Origin of the sequence: uncultured Martelella sp. (genome assembly GCF_963677965.2) — a bacterium.
Taxonomy (GTDB): domain Bacteria; phylum Pseudomonadota; class Alphaproteobacteria; order Rhizobiales; family Rhizobiaceae; genus Martelella; species Martelella mangrovi.
The window spans coordinates 2,110,044-2,125,262 of the sequence record NZ_CAXXFM010000001.1; the positions used below are offsets into that span (position 1 = coordinate 2,110,044).

General features: G+C 61.7%; 16 protein-coding genes. 7 read left to right on the top strand and 9 right to left on the bottom strand.

Annotated features, from left to right (window positions below):
* Nucleotides 1–19: 19 nt before the first annotated feature.
* From ACHZCU_RS09925 to ACHZCU_RS09945, 5 genes are all read right to left on the bottom strand, one after another.
* Complete coding sequence (locus tag ACHZCU_RS09925; protein ID WP_319518655.1) at nucleotides 20–781, bottom strand: SDR family oxidoreductase; 762 nt, start codon at nucleotides 779–781, stop codon at nucleotides 20–22.
* The gene (locus ACHZCU_RS09930) at nucleotides 778–1,560 is read right to left on the bottom strand and encodes a FadR/GntR family transcriptional regulator (protein WP_319518656.1); all 783 of its coding nucleotides are present in this window, start codon (nucleotides 1,558–1,560) and stop codon (nucleotides 778–780) included. Before ACHZCU_RS09930 ends, ACHZCU_RS09925 begins: the two co-directional genes overlap by 4 nt.
* A gap of 148 nt (nucleotides 1,561–1,708) precedes the next feature.
* Nucleotides 1,709–2,035 carry a DUF190 domain-containing protein gene (locus ACHZCU_RS09935; protein WP_319518657.1) on the bottom strand — a complete coding sequence of 109 codons (327 nt, stop codon included), beginning with the start codon at nucleotides 2,033–2,035 and terminating at the stop codon, nucleotides 1,709–1,711.
* Complete coding sequence (locus ACHZCU_RS09940; protein WP_319518658.1) at nucleotides 2,032–3,078, bottom strand: HlyD family secretion protein; 1,047 nt, start codon at nucleotides 3,076–3,078, stop codon at nucleotides 2,032–2,034. Before ACHZCU_RS09940 ends, ACHZCU_RS09935 begins: the two co-directional genes overlap by 4 nt.
* 29 nt (nucleotides 3,079–3,107) lie before the next feature.
* A complete protein-coding gene (locus ACHZCU_RS09945) occupies nucleotides 3,108–4,688 on the bottom strand; it encodes an MFS transporter (protein ID WP_319518659.1) in 1,581 nt (526 codons plus the stop codon).
* 100 nt (nucleotides 4,689–4,788) lie between these two features.
* On the opposite strand from ACHZCU_RS09945, the gene ACHZCU_RS09950 reads away from it, so the two are divergent.
* Nucleotides 4,789–5,445 (top strand): TetR/AcrR family transcriptional regulator, encoded by a 657-nt coding sequence (locus ACHZCU_RS09950; protein ID WP_319518660.1) that lies wholly within the window; start codon nucleotides 4,789–4,791, stop codon nucleotides 5,443–5,445.
* 301 nt (nucleotides 5,446–5,746) lie between these two features.
* Here the strand turns inward: ACHZCU_RS09950 and ACHZCU_RS09955 are convergent, their stop codons facing one another.
* From ACHZCU_RS09955 to ectA, 4 genes are all read right to left on the bottom strand, one after another.
* Nucleotides 5,747–7,171 (bottom strand): aspartate kinase, encoded by a 1,425-nt coding sequence (locus ACHZCU_RS09955; RefSeq protein ID WP_106310822.1) that lies wholly within the window; start codon nucleotides 7,169–7,171, stop codon nucleotides 5,747–5,749.
* Between the two features lie 4 nt (nucleotides 7,172–7,175).
* Nucleotides 7,176–7,574: an ectoine synthase gene (locus tag ACHZCU_RS09960; RefSeq protein ID WP_106310825.1), complete on the bottom strand. Its 399-nt coding sequence runs from the start codon at nucleotides 7,572–7,574 to the stop codon at nucleotides 7,176–7,178.
* A 6-nt stretch (nucleotides 7,575–7,580) separates the two neighbouring features.
* Nucleotides 7,581–8,861, bottom strand: a complete 1,281-nt coding sequence (ectB, locus tag ACHZCU_RS09965; protein WP_394706044.1) for a diaminobutyrate--2-oxoglutarate transaminase — start codon at nucleotides 8,859–8,861, stop codon at nucleotides 7,581–7,583.
* Nucleotides 8,862–8,925: 64 nt separating this feature from the next.
* Nucleotides 8,926–9,459, bottom strand: coding sequence for a diaminobutyrate acetyltransferase (gene ectA / locus ACHZCU_RS09970; RefSeq protein ID WP_106310831.1), 534 nt, complete (start codon nucleotides 9,457–9,459; stop codon nucleotides 8,926–8,928).
* 224 nt (nucleotides 9,460–9,683) lie between these two features.
* Between ectA and ACHZCU_RS09975 the strand changes: the two genes are divergently transcribed.
* The 6 genes from ACHZCU_RS09975 to ACHZCU_RS10000 all read left to right on the top strand — a co-directional run bounded on the left by ACHZCU_RS09975 (nucleotide 9,684) and on the right by ACHZCU_RS10000 (nucleotide 15,052).
* Nucleotides 9,684–10,184: a MarR family winged helix-turn-helix transcriptional regulator gene (locus ACHZCU_RS09975; protein WP_106310834.1), complete on the top strand. Its 501-nt coding sequence runs from the start codon at nucleotides 9,684–9,686 to the stop codon at nucleotides 10,182–10,184.
* Nucleotides 10,185–10,356: 172 nt separating this feature from the next.
* Nucleotides 10,357–11,439, top strand: coding sequence for an ABC transporter substrate-binding protein (locus ACHZCU_RS09980; protein WP_319518662.1), 1,083 nt, complete (start codon nucleotides 10,357–10,359; stop codon nucleotides 11,437–11,439).
* Entirely contained in the window at nucleotides 11,436–12,491 is a 1,056-nt protein-coding gene (locus ACHZCU_RS09985; protein WP_319518663.1) for an iron ABC transporter permease, read from the top strand. The genes ACHZCU_RS09980 and ACHZCU_RS09985 overlap by 4 nt, the downstream gene beginning before the upstream one ends.
* Nucleotides 12,488–13,246 (top strand): ABC transporter ATP-binding protein, encoded by a 759-nt coding sequence (locus ACHZCU_RS09990; protein WP_319518664.1) that lies wholly within the window; start codon nucleotides 12,488–12,490, stop codon nucleotides 13,244–13,246. Before ACHZCU_RS09985 ends, ACHZCU_RS09990 begins: the two co-directional genes overlap by 4 nt.
* Nucleotides 13,243–14,547 carry a hypothetical protein gene (locus ACHZCU_RS09995; RefSeq protein ID WP_319518665.1) on the top strand — a complete coding sequence of 435 codons (1,305 nt, stop codon included), beginning with the start codon at nucleotides 13,243–13,245 and terminating at the stop codon, nucleotides 14,545–14,547. Before ACHZCU_RS09990 ends, ACHZCU_RS09995 begins: the two co-directional genes overlap by 4 nt.
* Nucleotides 14,540–15,052, top strand: coding sequence for a hypothetical protein (locus ACHZCU_RS10000; RefSeq protein ID WP_319518666.1), 513 nt, complete (start codon nucleotides 14,540–14,542; stop codon nucleotides 15,050–15,052). Before ACHZCU_RS09995 ends, ACHZCU_RS10000 begins: the two co-directional genes overlap by 8 nt.
* Nucleotides 15,053–15,219: the final 167 nt, after the last annotated feature.

Sequence of the window (15,219 nt, forward strand, 5' to 3'; positions counted from 1 at the left end):
CTCCGCTAACAGTGTGTTCCTAATCATGAAAGACAACCGAGCGTCCGCCGTCGATCATGATCGTTTCGGCATTGATGAACGGCGCTTCGTCGGACGCCAGAAAGACGGCGGTCATCGCCACTTCTTCCGGTTGGCCGATCCGCTTCGGCGGATGCAGGTCTTCCGCCTTTCGCCGTTCGGCGGCCGGATCGTCAAAGCCGTTCCAATAGGTTTGGGCGATTTCGGTATCGATATAGCCGGGTGCGATGGCATTCACGCGGATGCCCTCGGCGGCATATTCGATGCCGAGCGCGCGGGTCAGGCCGATCAGGCCATGTTTCGCCACCGGATAGGGAAAGGTGTGCGGAATGATCTTGAAGCCGTGCGAACTGGCAATGTTGACCACCGAGCCCTGCTGCTGCTTGCGCATGGCCGGCAGCACGGCTTCGGTCATCGCCCAGCAGGCCTCCAGATCGAGCGCCATGCAGCGCGCCCATTCTTCCCGCGGCATTTCGTGCGGCCGGTAGAAGACATTCGCACCGGCATTGTTGACCAGCACATCGATATGGCCGAACCGCTCCATGGCCATGGCGACAACCGCATCGATATCGGCCTGGCGGGTGACATCGGTCTCTTGAAACAGACCGCCGACGGCAGCGGCCGTTGCCGCGCCGGTCTCGGCATTGCGTTCGGCCACGATCACCTGCCCGCCTTCTGCCGCGAAACAGCGGGCAATGGCGGCGCCGATGCCCTGTCCAGCGCCGGTAATGATTGCGACCTTGTCCTTCAAACGTCCACTCATCGCGTTTTCAGCTCCTCTGCGGCTCCGGGGCGCGCCTGTTCCATGTCTTCGCGCGCCCGGGCAATCAGTTCGCGCATTACCGCTTCCGCTTCGTCGGGCTGCCGCAGCCGGATGGCTTCCAGAAGCTGACGATGCAGCGCGATCGCATCGTCAAAGGAATGGCTGGCGCGGTTGGTCAGGCGGAAACTGGCGAGCAGCGCGCCGCGAATGGCCACGCCGAACTGTACGAAAACCCAGTTTCCGCTGGCGGCAAGAATAGCAGTGTGAAAATCGAGGTCCGCCTGGCTCCAGGCTTCCGTGTCGCGGCCGCTGGCTTCGACCATGGCCTCAAATGCCTCGGTCACCGCAATCAGCGCTGCATTGTCGGCATTGGTGGCAGCCTGCCGCGCCGAAACCGGCTCCAGCACTTCACGCGCCTGAAGCAGCGCGTCGTAAAAGGCAAAATCCTGCTCGTGGTCGAGGGCGGCATCCAGAAGCAGCGGATCGAGCATGTTCCACGCCGCCCGCGGCTGCACAACGGTTCCGGCCCGCGGGCGGGACCGGATAAGCCCCTGGGCGACCATATACTGCATGGTCTCCCGCAGGGTCGTGCGGCTGACCTTGAAGCGCGCCATAAGTTCCGCCTCGCTCGGCAGCAAGGCACCTTCCGGCATTTCGCCGCCGACAATGGCATTGACGAATTCGCTCAGGCAGCCGGCCATGACCTTGCGTCCGGCGCCACCGGATTTTTCGGACAGTCGCGCTCCGGCTGTCGCCTCCTGCTCCGGCCTGCCAGCCATGATCCCGTTTCCTCCCGTGCAAAGAGATCGTACCCGGCATTTTATATATCGTATTTTATTTTTATTAAATAGTATTTATTTTCAAAGTTGACTTAACTGCCTCTGTCACAAGCGACCTGCCGCAATGTCCGTGAGGGCGGCGATACTGTCAGAGCGTGGCGAAGCGGGCCGGTGTGCGGCTGTAGAACAGGGCCAGGTTCTGGCCTGACAGTTCGGTCAGCAGTCTGTCGATCTTTTCCGTCGATGCGATAACGGTGATCTGCAGGGGTTGTCCGGCCACATCCATCAGCGTCATCGCATGGGTCATGCCGTCATGGCCGCGGCCGATCAGCCCACCGGAAAGCGTTGCGCCTTCGATGCCGTGGCGTTCGATTTCGCCGAACAGCCACTGGCCCAGCGGCTGGTGGCCGTGCATCCGGTCCTGCTGGGTCCAGAAGGTCAGGATTTCGCCTTCGGTTTCGTTCAGTGTGGTCATGATTTGCTCTCGGGTGTGATGTCCGTATCGATATCCGCAATCACCGACATGCCGGCACGCATCAGGTCCATCTGCGGCTGTCCGGGCGCGATTTCGATGCGGACCGGAAGCCGCTGCGCAACCTTGGTGAAATTGCCCGTGGCATTGGCCGGCGCGACGGCGCTGTAGCTGACATTGCTGGCCGGCCCGAGACTGGCCACCGTTCCGGTAAATTCCCGTCCCGGTATCGCATCGACGCTGAGCGTGACGGGCTGGCCGGCGCGCACATGCGCCAGTTGGGTTTCGCGGAAGTTCGCGGTGACGTAGATCTCGCTCAGCGGCACGATCGACATGGCGGTCGAACCGGTCGTGACATAATCGCCGATGCGCAGGTTCTGCTGGCCGATCGTGCCCGAAACCGGCGCCTTGATCTCGGCATAGCTCAGCCGCAGTTCCGCCAGATCGAGCGCGGCCTGTGCCTGTTGCACGGCGGCAAGCGCCGATTTCTGCTGGCCGGCATAAATGTCGAGCTGCTGGCGCTGGGCGGCAAGATTGGCACTATCGGCGGCCCGTCGCGCCTTCACGGACGCGAGGCTTGAGATCATTTCATCCAGCACGGCTTGTGTGCCTGTTCCGCGTTCCGCCATATCGCGGGCGCGTTTTTCCTTGCTCTCAGCCAAGATCAGCGCCGCGTCATCGGCATCGAGGCTCGATTGCGCGGCCGCGATCAGCGAATGCTGCTGGGTAATCTGTGCCGCAAGGGTCGCCTGTGTCGCCTCGGCGGCCGCCAGTGCGGCCTTGGCGGCGTTCACCTCCAGCGTCAGGTCGTGATCGTCAAGCACGGCCAGCAGGTCGCCTTTTTCAACCTTCTGGTTTTCCGCCACCAGCAGCCTGGCGACACGGCCCGAGACCTCGGGAGCGACATTGGTGTAATCGGCCTCGAGATAGGCATCATTGGTGCTTTGATGACGGGAATCCGCCTCCGCGCGATTGACATAATATCCGGTCCCCAGCAGCAGCAGGGCAACGACCGGAACGACGATTTTCGGTTTGGCAAAGGGCATCGCTTGATTTTCCTGATTGGCGGGCGCGGCTATTTTTCCGACGGCGCGGGGCGGGTCATCGGCGCGGGAATGTAGTGGCTGAGCAGGGCGAGCGGGGCGAGCAGCAGCGCGATCACGCCGAGCACGCGGTAACAGTCGGCAATCGTCAGCGTCATCACCTGCGCTGCGATCATGCCGTCCAGCGCATCCGGGCTTGCGGCAGCGGGCAGATGGCCGGACACGGCAGCCGCGTGGCCCACAAGCACCGAACTGTGGAAATGTTCGCGGATCAGTTCAAGGCGTCCGACCGCGGCCACGCCCACCACCGTGCCGGCGGCCCGCAACGTGTTCACCAGACCGGCGATATAAGGTCCTTCCATCGGCTGCACGACCGATGTGGCGAGAAACAGCATGGAGACGACGGCCATCGGTTGACCGATCGCCTGCAGGATCTGCGCGGGCACGAATTGCCGCCATGTCCAGCTCGGATCAATCTGCGCGCCCCAGAAACAGGCCAGCCCGATCAGCACCAGCCCGCCTGCAAGCACATAGCGGGCGTCGACCCATTTTTGATAGAGCAGGGCCGCCACCACCGATCCCAGCACGATCTGCGGCAGCCCGATGATCAGCCCGATCGGGGCAATCTGAAGCGCCCGGTAGTTCTGAAGCGCGCCGAGGAAGGTCGCCGGCAGGCCCGCCCCGGAATAGAGCACGCCCAGAAGGATAAAGAAGATTGTGAAACCGACCTGAAGGTTGCGCCGGCCCAACAGTTCGAAGCGGATGAAGGGCGAGGGATGTGCCAGTTCCGAGGCGATATAGGCCGCAAGGCAGATCGCGGACCCGATCAGGCAGAAACAGATCAGCGGTGAATTCAGCCAGTCCAGCCGGTTGCCCTGACTGAAGGCGATGGCCAGCAGGAACAGCGCCGGAATGCCGGTCAGAAAGCCTGCCAGATTGAACCCCTTGAACCGGGGCCAGATGACCGGTTCCCTCGGCAGGCCCCAGCCCACCAGCAGCGCGCAGAGCGCGGCAGCCGGCAGAAACTGCCACGACACCCAGCGCAGGTCAGCCGCCGCGTCGGTCCAGTGGCCGACGACCCAGATCGCGACATTCGGTGTGAAGGTGGCCGTCAGCGCATAAAGCGCCAGTCCGTGCAGGCGGATGGCCGGCGGCAGGAACCGCAGCGCCATCATCATCAGGATCGGGATCAGCGCGCCACCGCTGATGCCCTGAACCAGCCGCAATGCCAGAAGCAGATGCAGGTCGACGATGAACGGCTGGACCAGCGCGACAAGCGCCGTGATGCCAAGCATGATCATGTAGAACCGGCGGACGGTCAGCGTGATGGCGAACCATGTCGCAAACGGCATCACCAGAAGCTCGCCTGCGGAATAAAACGACGTGATCCACGAACCGCCGTCGATCCCCTGTCCCATAGCGCCGCGAATATCACTGAGGGCAAGGCCGCCCGCGCGGCTGTTGAGCCCCGACATCATCGCCGAAATCAGTACGCCTGTCAGCGTCGCCACGATGCGTGCATCGAGCACTGGCGGCGCTGCCGGTCTGGGGGCGGCAGGCTGTTGGGGCGGCGTGTCCGTGCTGGACGCGGCAGAGGCGGTGACGGCGGTCATCGGATAAACCCGAATCTTTAAAGGGAGGGTGGTAACGCTTGTTACCAGTCATGCGATACGATATGGTAATATTCATTACCAATGTCAACCAAAAAGTCCGATGTCCCAGACCTGCCCTGACGATCCCCGCCGTGCCGCCCTGATGTCCGCAGCGGCAGAACTGTTCCTTGAACGCGGTTTCGCCGCCACCAGTATCGACGCGATTATCGAGCGGGCCGGGGGATCGAAACGCACGATCTACGCGCTGTTCGGCAACAAGGAAGGGCTTTTCGAGGCGCTTGTGGCCGATAGCACCGCCAAGCTCTATTCCGGCGTTTTCCATGAAGAGGACGCGGACAAGGCCGGGCTGGAAGGGGCGCTGACACAGTTTGCGGAGCATTTGCTCGAACTGTTTTCGCAGCCACGCGCAATCGGGCTTTACCGGCTCGTCGTGTCGGAGGCCGGGCGTTCCCCGGAACTGGTCTCCTATTTCTTCCGCACCGGTCCCGCCAAAAGTCTCGACTGGGTGAAACGGCTTTTGCAGGCAGCCCATGCGCGCGGCGAGATCGTCTGCCCCGATCCCGAACTGACAGCCAGTCAATTTCTGGGGCTGGTGCGCGGCGAAACCTATCTGACAATCGTTCTCGGACAGCGCCCGCCGCTGACGGAACAGGAAATCCCCGAAATGGCGCGACAGGCAACGCAGATTTTCCTGTGGGGCTTGCACCGGGAAAATGCGTCCGGCAGCACCGGGAAAGCCGAAGCGGCGGAAACGTGAGTGCCTGTATGACGAGAGCGGTTTGTCGACAAAGCCGCCTCAGATTATTGACAAACCCCGCAAGCAATCGTGGTTTTGCGTCCTTCTCCGCCGTCATTCCGGCCTTGAGCCGGAATCTAGTAAGCGCAAGTCCTTGCGCGCAAAGACTCTTTCTGAAAGCACATAACAAGCGGCCCTGGATACCGGCTCAAGGCCGGTATGACGAAAAACGAGGGATGAGCTTTGTCAGTAGCCTGAATGACGAAAGCCGGCCCGAAAGGCCGGCTTGCTTATCGCTTTTGTCTTGCTCTTGTGTCGGCGATCACGCTGCCTTGGAAAGGGCCGGGCGTTCGGTTTCCGACAATGCGCGGTGAAGCGCGATGATCACCGGATCGAGCGCGTCGCGGTCGACGATGAACTGGACGTCGACATTGCGCGGTCCCTGGCTGGCGCCGATGGCTTCGTGGCCGGCAGCGGCGATTGCCTGAAGGCCGCGCGTCAGAACGGAGAGACCGCTCAGGTCCCGGCCGACGACCGAGGCCATGGCAATGGCTCTCGACGAAATCTCCGCCGACGGGCAGCGTTCCGACAGGTCCTTTTCCACGCGGCGCAGGACCTTCAGCGAACTGTCGACATAATGGGTGATGGTGTTGGCGTTGGAGACCTTCGAGACGATCCGCACCTTGTGGCGGGTCAGAACATCGAGGATCGCCGCGTCATAGCCCTTCACACCGACCATGTCCTGTTCGAACACTTCCAGCGTATAGAGGTCGAGGCCGGTGACGATTTCCACGCCCGGCGTTTCGGCCGGCCGGTCGTCAATCAGCGTGCCCGGGTCCTGCGGCTCGAATGCGTTGGTCACGCGCAGCGGCACGGCGGCGCGGCGCAGCGTCTTCGCAGCCTTCGGATGGATGGCTTCCATGCCGAGATTGGAAAGCTGGTCGGCGACATCGTAGTTGGTGCGCCCCAGCTTGCGGACCTTGTCGGCGCCGACAAGCGCGGGATCGGCGGACGACAGGTGGAATTCCTTGTGAATGATCGCTTCGCTGGCGCCCGAAAGGGCGGCAAGGCGCGAAAATGTCACTTCGGAATAGCCGCGGTCGAATTCGCTCATCAGCCCTTCAAGGCACTGGGCGTAACCGGTGACGATCGGCATTTCGCTTTTCAGGTCAATGCCGTCGATCCCCTGGCGGATGCGGTCTTCGAGGCTGAGATCGCCCTCGTCATGCCAGCCGGATAGGTCGACGAAACGGGCATTCACGCCCTTGCGCTTCAACAGCAGCGTGGTCACGAAGGCCGAATGCGCCTCGCCGAGGCCCGACAGCAGTTCGCGGATCTGGCTCATATGCTCGGTCAGCCGGAAATGGCCGTAGGAGCAGAGCCGCTGCAGGTCGATCAGGCAGTTGCGCGCGCCCAGCATGCGTTCATTCACAAAGGCATCGGCGCGCTCGATATCGGCCGGATTGTCCAGCACCTTGACGTGAGCTTCCTTCATGGCCTCGGCAACGCGGTCCAGCCGATCGTGCCAGCCATGATGGCTCTGATTGTTGACGAAAGCCGCATAAACGCCCGGCTCACCGGTCTTCTTGTGCTCCAGCAGGAGATTGGTGATGCCGCCAAAGGCGGAGACCACGAAAATCCGTCCGTAGAGTTCGGCCTTGCGCCGTTTGCCGATGATCAGCGTATTGCTGAGTTCATCAATGCGGGACATGGAGGTCCCGCCGATCTTTTCGACAGTATGGGACATGATATCAGGCGTTTTCCTCCGCCGGGGCATAGGAACCGTCTTCCCGGTGCACTTCCGTGCCGGTCACCGGGGGATTGAAGCAGCAGGCCATCACCAGCTCCTCTTCGGAGCGCAGGATGTGGCGGTCATGCTCGTTCAGCGCATACATCACGCCGGGCTTGATCTGGTGGGTCTCGCCGGTGGCGATATCGGTGATCGAGCCCTTGCCGCTGATGCAATAGACGCTCTCGAAATGGTGCTTGTATTCGAAGGTGTGCTCCGAACCGGCTTCGAGAATGGTGATGTGGAAGGAAAAGCCCATGCCATCGCCGGCCAGAAGCATCCGGATCGAGCGCCATTTGGCATCGGCGACCACGCGGTCCTTGTCGTTTTCGATGATTTCGTTCAGGTCACGTACAATCATTGCGAATTACTCCGCTGCAATCTGGGTTTTGGCGGCCATCGTCTCGCGGACGGCCTCAAGGAGGATGTCGAAGCCTTCGCTGAAGGTCTCTTCGGAGGTGGTGAGCGGCGCCAGCACCTTGACCACCTGGTCCTCATTGCCGGATGTCTCGATGATCAGGCCCTTGTCGAACGAACGGGCGCAGATTTCTTCCGCCAGCTCGCCCGAGCCGACATCGACGCCCTGCATCAGGCCGCGGCCTTTCAGCGTGGCAGCGGGGATTTCCGCAGCGATCCTGGAAAGCGCGCCGGTCAGCATCGTGCTTTTTTCGGCCAGTTCCTTTTGGAAGCGATCGTCGGTCCAGAATTTTTCGATGGCAACGCGGGCGGTCACGAAGGCATGCGTATTGCCGCGGAACGTGCCGTTATGTTCGGCCGGGCCGAAGACGTCGTGTTCGGGGCGGACCAGAACCAGCGCCATCGGCAGGCCGAAACCGGAAACCGATTTGGCCATGGTGATGATGTCCGGCGTCACGCCCATTTCCTCGAACGAGAAGAAATGGCCAGTGCGACCGGAGCCGGCCTGAATGTCGTCGATGATCAGCAGCGCGCCGTGATTGTGCGCGATATCGGCCATGCGGCGGATCCATTCGGGAGAAGCGGCATTCAGTCCGCCTTCGCCCTGCACGGTTTCGAACATGATTGCGGCCGGTTCGTCGACGCCGCTGGACGGATCGGCGAGCATCTGTTCCAGAAGCGCTGCACTGTCGACGCCGTCGGCATAATCGTCATAGGGAATGCGCGTGACGCCGGATGTGTCCATCGAAGCGCCGCCGCGGTGATAGCCGTTGCCGGTGGCGGCAAGCGCGCCCATGGTGACGCCGTGGAAGCCGTTGGTAAAGGCAATCACATTGGTGCGGCCGGTCGATTTGCGGGCGATCTTCATGGCCGCCTCGACGGCATTGGCGCCGGTCGGGCCGGTGAACATCACCTTGTGATCCATGCCGCGCGGCTTCAGGATGTGGGTTTCCATCGCCTTGAGGAAATCGCTCTTGGTATCGGTATGCAGGTCAAGACCCTGGGCAATGCCGTCCGACGAGATATGCTCGATCAGCGCCGCCTTCATGTCGGCGTCGTTGTGGCCGTAGTTCAGCGAGGAACAGCCGGCCAGAAAGTCGATCCAGCGATTGCCGTCCTTGTCGAAGATTTCCGATCCGCTGGCGCGGGTGAAGGTGGCCGGCATGCTGCGGCAGTAAGAGCGCGCAGCACTTTCGCGGCGCTTGAAAACATCATTCTTGATCATGTCCATAGGCATGAGTCGTCCTTTCGCTTGAAGCGATTTCAGAAAAAAAACGGGAGTGACAGGCCGCGTATTAAGCGGCGTTTGCGAGGGCGCGTGCTTCCGGCAGCGTAATCGTCACCATGTGTTCGGTGTCGTGGTGCCCGTCGAAATGGGTATCGCGCTCATAATGCGGGGCATCTGAAAGTTCGCCGCCGAGCGACCGCGTGAAGCTCCTGAACAGGCCCCAGGATGCGTCATTGTCTTCGGTGATGGTCGTCTTGATATGGGTGATGTCGTCGCAGACGTCACGTTCGATCAGGTCGAACAGCATTTTCTTGCCGAGGCCGAGGCCACGGGCCTTTTCGCCGACGGCAACCTGCCAGACGAATAGCTCCTGCTTGGCAGGAATGAGATGGCCGGAGATCCAGCCGACGATTTCGCCGTCAAGTTCGGCGACAACACAGGTATCCGCGAAATGTTCAGCCTGAATGAGATTGCAGTACATCGAATTTTCGTCGAGCGGCTTGCAGTTCTTCACAAGTGACCAGATTTGGGCCCCGTCCGCTGCAGTGGGCTTGCGCAGGCGGGGCATGCTGGATCGGGGCTTGGTGATATTCCGGGACATCGTCTGACCTTATTTCGATTAGTTAGGCCTCCTAAGTAAATTATCTCTTCGAGAATATCAACCCTTTGAGGAGAATAGTCATAAAACCATAAAGATAAGGAAAAACAGATAAAATAGCCGAGAAGTCCTGAATCTCATGGATAGTCATGAAATTCATTGTGCCTAATTAATTATGTCGATTTTTTGGCTGTCTAAGGCTTTGAACTTCGTGCAATAATGGAGCGATGACGACGACACCCGTTGACCGCGTTGATCAAAGCCTGATTGCGCTCAGGCGGATTCTCCGCGCCACTGAAAATTACGAACGCGATCTGGCGCAGTCGGCCCGGCTGACGCCGGCGCAGCTGCGCGTGCTGCAGATTGTCGAGGAGCGCGGCAGCGTGACGCCCAAGGCGCTGGCAACCCAGATGGGCATCCGTCAGGCCTCCGTTACCACGCTGGTCGACAAGCTTGTCGCGCGCGGCATGGTGGAGCGGGTGCCCTCAAAGACCGACCGCCGGCAGACCAATGTCACCGTGACCGATTCCGGCCGGGCCATGGTGGAAAGTGCGCCGGACGCGCTGCAGCAGCGCTATGTCGAGGCATTCGAGGGGCTGAAGGACTGGGAACAGGCACAGCTGATCGCATCGCTCGAGCGGGTCGCGACCATGCTGGATGCCGAGAGCATCGACGCTTCGCCGGTGCTGACAACCGGTGAACTGCATTCGGAAAAGCGGCCGCGCTAGCGGGAAGTGATCTCTCGGTCCGAAACGGATTTCCTCATCCTCATGTGTGACGGAGCGCATGGTTCTTTGTGCATGCCTGCGGCGAAAGAGCGCTGCAGTTGCATAAAAACTTGACCAAAAAAATCACGTTAATGTAAAAGTTCCTACCTTCCATTTGTCAAAGGAGCTTTTCATGAAGACCGTCGTGCCGTTCGGCATCGCATCCCTCATTCTGGCCGGCGCGGGCCTTGCCCATGCCGATCCGATTGAAATCACCGATCAGGCCGGCCGTGAGGTTGTTCTGGAAAAGCCCGCCGAGCGGGTCGCCTCGATCCCGATGCCGATGGCCTCGACGCTGATCGCGATCGACGGCGGTGTCGAAAAGCAGGTCGGCATGAACCCGGTTGCCAAACAGGCCGTGCTCGACGGCATTCTCGGCAAGATCTATCCGGAAGCGAAAGACATCCCCTCCGATATCACCGCGCCGAACTTCATTCCCAATGTCGAGGAACTGGCCGCCACCAACCCGGATCTCGTCATCCAGTGGGCCGATCGCGGCAATGACCTGGTCGACCCGATCACCAATGCCGGCCTGACAACCATGCTGATCTCCTACGGCACGGAGGAAAAGGCGCGCGACTACATGACCATGTCGGCGGTTGCCATGGGCCGTGACGACCGCATTGGCCCGCTGATCGAATGGCGCGAGGACGTTGCCAGCGATATCGCCGAAAAGGCTGCAGCCATTGACGAGGCCGACAAGCCGAAGGTGCTCTACCTGTTGCGCGCTGAGGAAACCCTGAAGGCGTCGGGCGCAAAGAACAACTACAACACCTGGTATATCGAGCTTGCCGGCGGCAGGAGCGCCTCAGCCGATCTCGAGGCCAACGGCGTCACCATCAACCCCGAACAGATTGCCGCCTGGAACCCGGATGTGATCCTGCTCAACAATTTCGAGAGCGATATTTCGCCTGAGCGCATCTATGAGGACCCGATCCTGTCACTCACCAATGCGGCACAGAACCACAAGGTCTACCGCATGCCGCTCGGCGGCTATCGCTGGGACCCGCCGAACACGGAAAGCCCGCTGACCTGGATGTGGCTTGCCGAAATCCTGCATCCGGATGTCTTCGACTATGACCTGCGCGCCGAAATGAAGGATGCCTACGCGAAGATCTATGACTACGATCTGACCGAAGACGACATTGACGGCATTCTGTGGACCGACCTCAACGAGGGCGCTGCCAACTACGATCAGTTCAAGGCCAAGTCATGAGCGATGTGACAGCCGGCGCCCGCCTTCATGGCGGGTCCGGTGCCTTGCGGGCCGGCGTCTTTGTCGGCCTTTTCGCGGCATTGTTCGCGGCGCTGATCTTTGCCATCGGCGCGGGGCGGTTTGCCGTCTCGCCCGGTCGGATCGCCGAAATCATTCTCGCCTATATCGCCGCACCCACCGCGCCGCTTGAGAACATCGACGAGCGGATCGTGCTTCTGGTGCGCATGCCGCGGGTGCTGATCGCCGCCGTCTCCGGTGCGGCACTTGCCGTTGGCGGTGCGGCGCTTCAGGGCGTCTTCCGCAATCCACTGGTCTCGCAGCAGGTGCTCGGCATCAGCCAGGGAGCGGCCTTTGGCGGCGCGCTTGCCATTCTGCTCGGCTATGCCGGGGTCACGCTTTTGGGGCTGGCCTTCATCTTCGGTCTTGCCGCCCTCGTTGTCGTCGGGCTTCTGGCGCGCATCAACGGGCGCACCGAGATTGTCACCGTCATCCTCTCGGGCATGGTGGTCGGCGCGCTGTTTTCCGCGCTCGTCTCCGTGGTGCAGTTTGTCGCCGATCCCAATACCTCGCTGCCCGCCATCGTCTACTGGCTGATGGGTTCGTTTTCGACGGCCACCTGGGCGCGCTTCTGGCTCGGGCTTCCGGGGCTTGCCATCGGCATCATCGCGGTGTGGCTCTTCCGCTACCGGCTCAATCTTCTGGCGCTGGAAGATACCGAGGCGCGCTCGCTCGGCGTCAATCCGGATCGCGAGCGCTGGTTCATCTTCGTCGCCACGGCGCTGATGACGGCAACTTCGGTGGCAATTGCCGGCATTGTCGGCTGGATCGGCCTCGTCATTCCGCATGCCGCGCGCATTCTCGTCGGAGAAGATCACCGCGTGCTGATCCCGGCCTCGGCCATTCTGGGAGCTGCCTATCTCACCTTCGTCGATACGCTGGCGCGCACGCTGACGGCGGCGGAAATCCCGCTCGGCGTGCTGACGGCGCTGATCGGCGCGCCGGTGTTCGGCCTGCTTTTGCGCCGGCATTTCTCGAAAGCAAACCAGCCATGATCGGACTTGAAAACGCCAGTGTCGCCTTCGGTCATAATGTGATCTTCCGCGATGTGAGCTTTGACGTGCCGGTCGGGCGCACGATGGCCATTTTCGGGCCGAACGGGCGCGGCAAGACCACGCTTTTGCGCGCGCTCCTCGGTTTCCAGCCGTTGAAGACGGGCACGCGCACCGCACCGAAGATTGCCGGCTATGTGCCCCAGCACGGCGCCTCGCAGGCGAAACTTTCCGGCCTCGATGTGGTGGTCATGGGCCATGCTGCTCAGATTGGGCTTTTCGGCCAGCCGGGGAAGGACGATATCGAAGCCGCAAGAGATGCGCTGGAAACCGTCGGCGCCATGCATCTGGCAGAGCTTCGCTATGACCGCATGTCCGGCGGCCAGCGGCAGATGATCCTCATTGCCCGTGCGCTTGCCACCGGCTCTCCCGCCCTCGTCTTCGATGAGCCGACCTCGGCGCTCGATCTCGGCAACCAGTCGAAAACGCTCGACCTCCTGAACATGCTGCGCGAACGCCGCGACAAGGCGATCCTGTTTACCACCCATGATCCGAACCATGCGCTGGCCGCGGCCGATGACGTGCTGCTGATGATGCCGGGCGGCCATGAGGTGAACGGCACGGTCGAGGACATGATCGTGCCGGAAGCGCTTGCGCGGCTCTATGGGGTCGACATGCGCTGGGTGGACCTGACGGGCCCGGAAAGCGGCACCCGCAAGGCCGTCATACCGGCTTTCGCAGGAAGGGAGTTCCGATGAGCGTTGTTTATGTCAAATCGGCCTATGAGGGGCCGTCCGAGGTCTTCCGTGCGGCTGCGGCCGAAGGCCTTGTGCGCATTGTCGATCAGGCCGATCTCAGCGCCGAGCATCTGACCGGCCATCGCGGCCTGATCACCGGCAACCAGCTCGACCAGAACGAAATGCTCGACTTGAGGGATGCGCTTTCCGCCTTTCTCGATCGCGGTGGCCGCTGGTTCTTCAACGGCCATATGCTGCGTCCGCTTTTGGGCGGCATGGCGCAGTACCGTCCGATTGCTGCGCCGAAACGGGCGGATTTCGATCTTTCGCCCGTCAATGCGCATCCGATCTTTGACGGTATCGATCTGAAAAAACTCGAAACCAACAAGGGTGTCGCCGGGTTTTACGGTCGCGGCTGCAATCCGCCGCCGGACGGCGCGGTCGTGGTCAACGGGCTCGGTCCGGATGCCGTGCCGGTTGACTGGGTCTGGGCGCGGCCTGAAGGTGGGCGCATATTCAGCCATGCGGGTAATGATCTTGCCACGATGGGGCGCGAATGGGACCTGCCGGCAACGCTTGCCGCGCGCATCATTGCCTGGGCCGATGGCGGCGAATGCGCCGATCCAGTGACCGCGAAACCTGCCGTCAAATCCTATCAGGCGCGATTGGGCGCGGCGGAAAGCTATCTTGGCTTCAAATCGGCGCCTGAACGGCGAAAGCGCCTCGTTCTGCCGTCATCGGGCTGCTACTACCATACGCGCAGTCTCGAGGGGCCGCGCTATGCATCCGCGTTCGACGTCGTCACCACGCCGGAAGCGCTCGGGGAGAGCCTGCGGGATGATGACACGCTCTGGGTGCCCTGCCGCACGCCGGCGCAGCGCATGATCGCACAACGTTCCGTTATCGACCGGCATCTTGCCGCAGGCGGAACGGTGATCGCGCTTGGCGAGAGCCTCTCGCATCTTTGGCTTCCGCATGTGGCCTTCACCCAGACCCCGACAAACTGGTGGTGGTGGCTGGAGCCCGGCGCCGATCTCGGCGTCACGATCGCAGACCCCGCCCACCCGCTGATGGCGGGCATGACGAACCGCGACGTGACCTGGCACCTGCATGGCTGGTTTGAGCCGCCGACGGGCGCAGAGGTTCTGGTGCGTGACGGCGAGGGCCGCGCGATCTTCTACATCGACGAAGTTTCGACGCCGGGGCGAATGATCATCTCCTCGCTGGACCCGATGTTCCACCACGGTTCGCATTTCATGCCGGCGACGACGCGTTTTCTCGACCGGTTCATCCCCAATCTGAAGGGTTTTCTTGATGCATGACACGATCACGGTCAGCGAAGGCGGCCGCGCGCTCACCTTTTCCTTCGACGACATCATGGCCTATCACGGCGGCGGTTTTCCCGGCGGTGTCGTTCACGGGCTGAAAGCCATGCAGGCGGCCTTTCCGCTGCTGGATGACGCGCCGCTGGAGCGCCGCGAAATCTCGGTGCTGACCGCCTTTACCGGACCGGGTGGCCGCGATGCGCTGGAAATGGTGACGCGGGCCCTGACCGAAAACCGGCTTGCCGTCTTTCGCCCGCTTGGCGGCAAGGACGTGATCACCGATCCGCCGGGCCCCTATCTTTTCCGCTTTGCCTATCGCGGCAAGACGGCAGAGGCCGTCATCAAGCCCGGTCATGTTCTGGAGGAATTCGTGCGGCTCGGCGGCAAGAAGGACAAGACGACAGAGGAAACCGAACGCCACGAGGCGCTGAAACACGAAATGGCCAACCGCCTTCTGCCGCTTCGCGCCGATGAAATCTACACGGCGCGGTTGATCGGCTGAAAAAGCCGTCATCGGTCTCTCCCCTCAAGGGGGTGCATATGGCTTTGGATTTCGCTCCATATACTCTCTCCCGCTTGCGGGAGAGATGCCCCGAAAGGGGCAGTGAGGGTGAAGCAGCATTTCAATCCGTGAGGGCGTTCGCGTGGATAAGTTCCCCCCTCACTGTC

Excerpts from the sequence above, each read along its gene's own strand:
- ACHZCU_RS09935 (WP_319518657.1), bottom strand. The coding sequence starts at position 2,035 with ATGACCACACTGAACGAAACCGAAGGCGAAATCCTGACCTTCTGGACC.
- ACHZCU_RS09980 (WP_319518662.1), top strand. The coding sequence starts at position 10,357 with ATGAAGACCGTCGTGCCGTTCGGCATCGCATCCCTCATTCTGGCCGGC.
- ACHZCU_RS09995 (WP_319518665.1), top strand. The coding sequence starts at position 13,243 with ATGAGCGTTGTTTATGTCAAATCGGCCTATGAGGGGCCGTCCGAGGTC.
- ACHZCU_RS10000 (WP_319518666.1), top strand. The coding sequence starts at position 14,540 with ATGCATGACACGATCACGGTCAGCGAAGGCGGCCGCGCGCTCACCTTT.
- ACHZCU_RS09960 (WP_106310825.1), bottom strand. The coding sequence starts at position 7,574 with ATGATTGTACGTGACCTGAACGAAATCATCGAAAACGACAAGGACCGC.
- ACHZCU_RS09985 (WP_319518663.1), top strand. The coding sequence starts at position 11,436 with ATGAGCGATGTGACAGCCGGCGCCCGCCTTCATGGCGGGTCCGGTGCC.
- ACHZCU_RS09975 (WP_106310834.1), top strand. The coding sequence starts at position 9,684 with ATGACGACGACACCCGTTGACCGCGTTGATCAAAGCCTGATTGCGCTC.
- ACHZCU_RS09930 (WP_319518656.1), bottom strand. The coding sequence starts at position 1,560 with ATGGCTGGCAGGCCGGAGCAGGAGGCGACAGCCGGAGCGCGACTGTCC.
- ACHZCU_RS09955 (WP_106310822.1), bottom strand. The coding sequence starts at position 7,171 with ATGTCCCATACTGTCGAAAAGATCGGCGGGACCTCCATGTCCCGCATT.
- ACHZCU_RS09990 (WP_319518664.1), top strand. The coding sequence starts at position 12,488 with ATGATCGGACTTGAAAACGCCAGTGTCGCCTTCGGTCATAATGTGATC.
- ectA (WP_106310831.1), bottom strand. The coding sequence starts at position 9,459 with ATGTCCCGGAATATCACCAAGCCCCGATCCAGCATGCCCCGCCTGCGC.
- ACHZCU_RS09940 (WP_319518658.1), bottom strand. The coding sequence starts at position 3,078 with ATGCCCTTTGCCAAACCGAAAATCGTCGTTCCGGTCGTTGCCCTGCTG.
- ACHZCU_RS09925 (WP_319518655.1), bottom strand. The coding sequence starts at position 781 with ATGAGTGGACGTTTGAAGGACAAGGTCGCAATCATTACCGGCGCTGGA.
- ectB (WP_394706044.1), bottom strand. The coding sequence starts at position 8,861 with ATGGACATGATCAAGAATGATGTTTTCAAGCGCCGCGAAAGTGCTGCG.
- ACHZCU_RS09945 (WP_319518659.1), bottom strand. The coding sequence starts at position 4,688 with ATGACCGCCGTCACCGCCTCTGCCGCGTCCAGCACGGACACGCCGCCC.
- ACHZCU_RS09950 (WP_319518660.1), top strand. The coding sequence starts at position 4,789 with ATGTCCCAGACCTGCCCTGACGATCCCCGCCGTGCCGCCCTGATGTCC.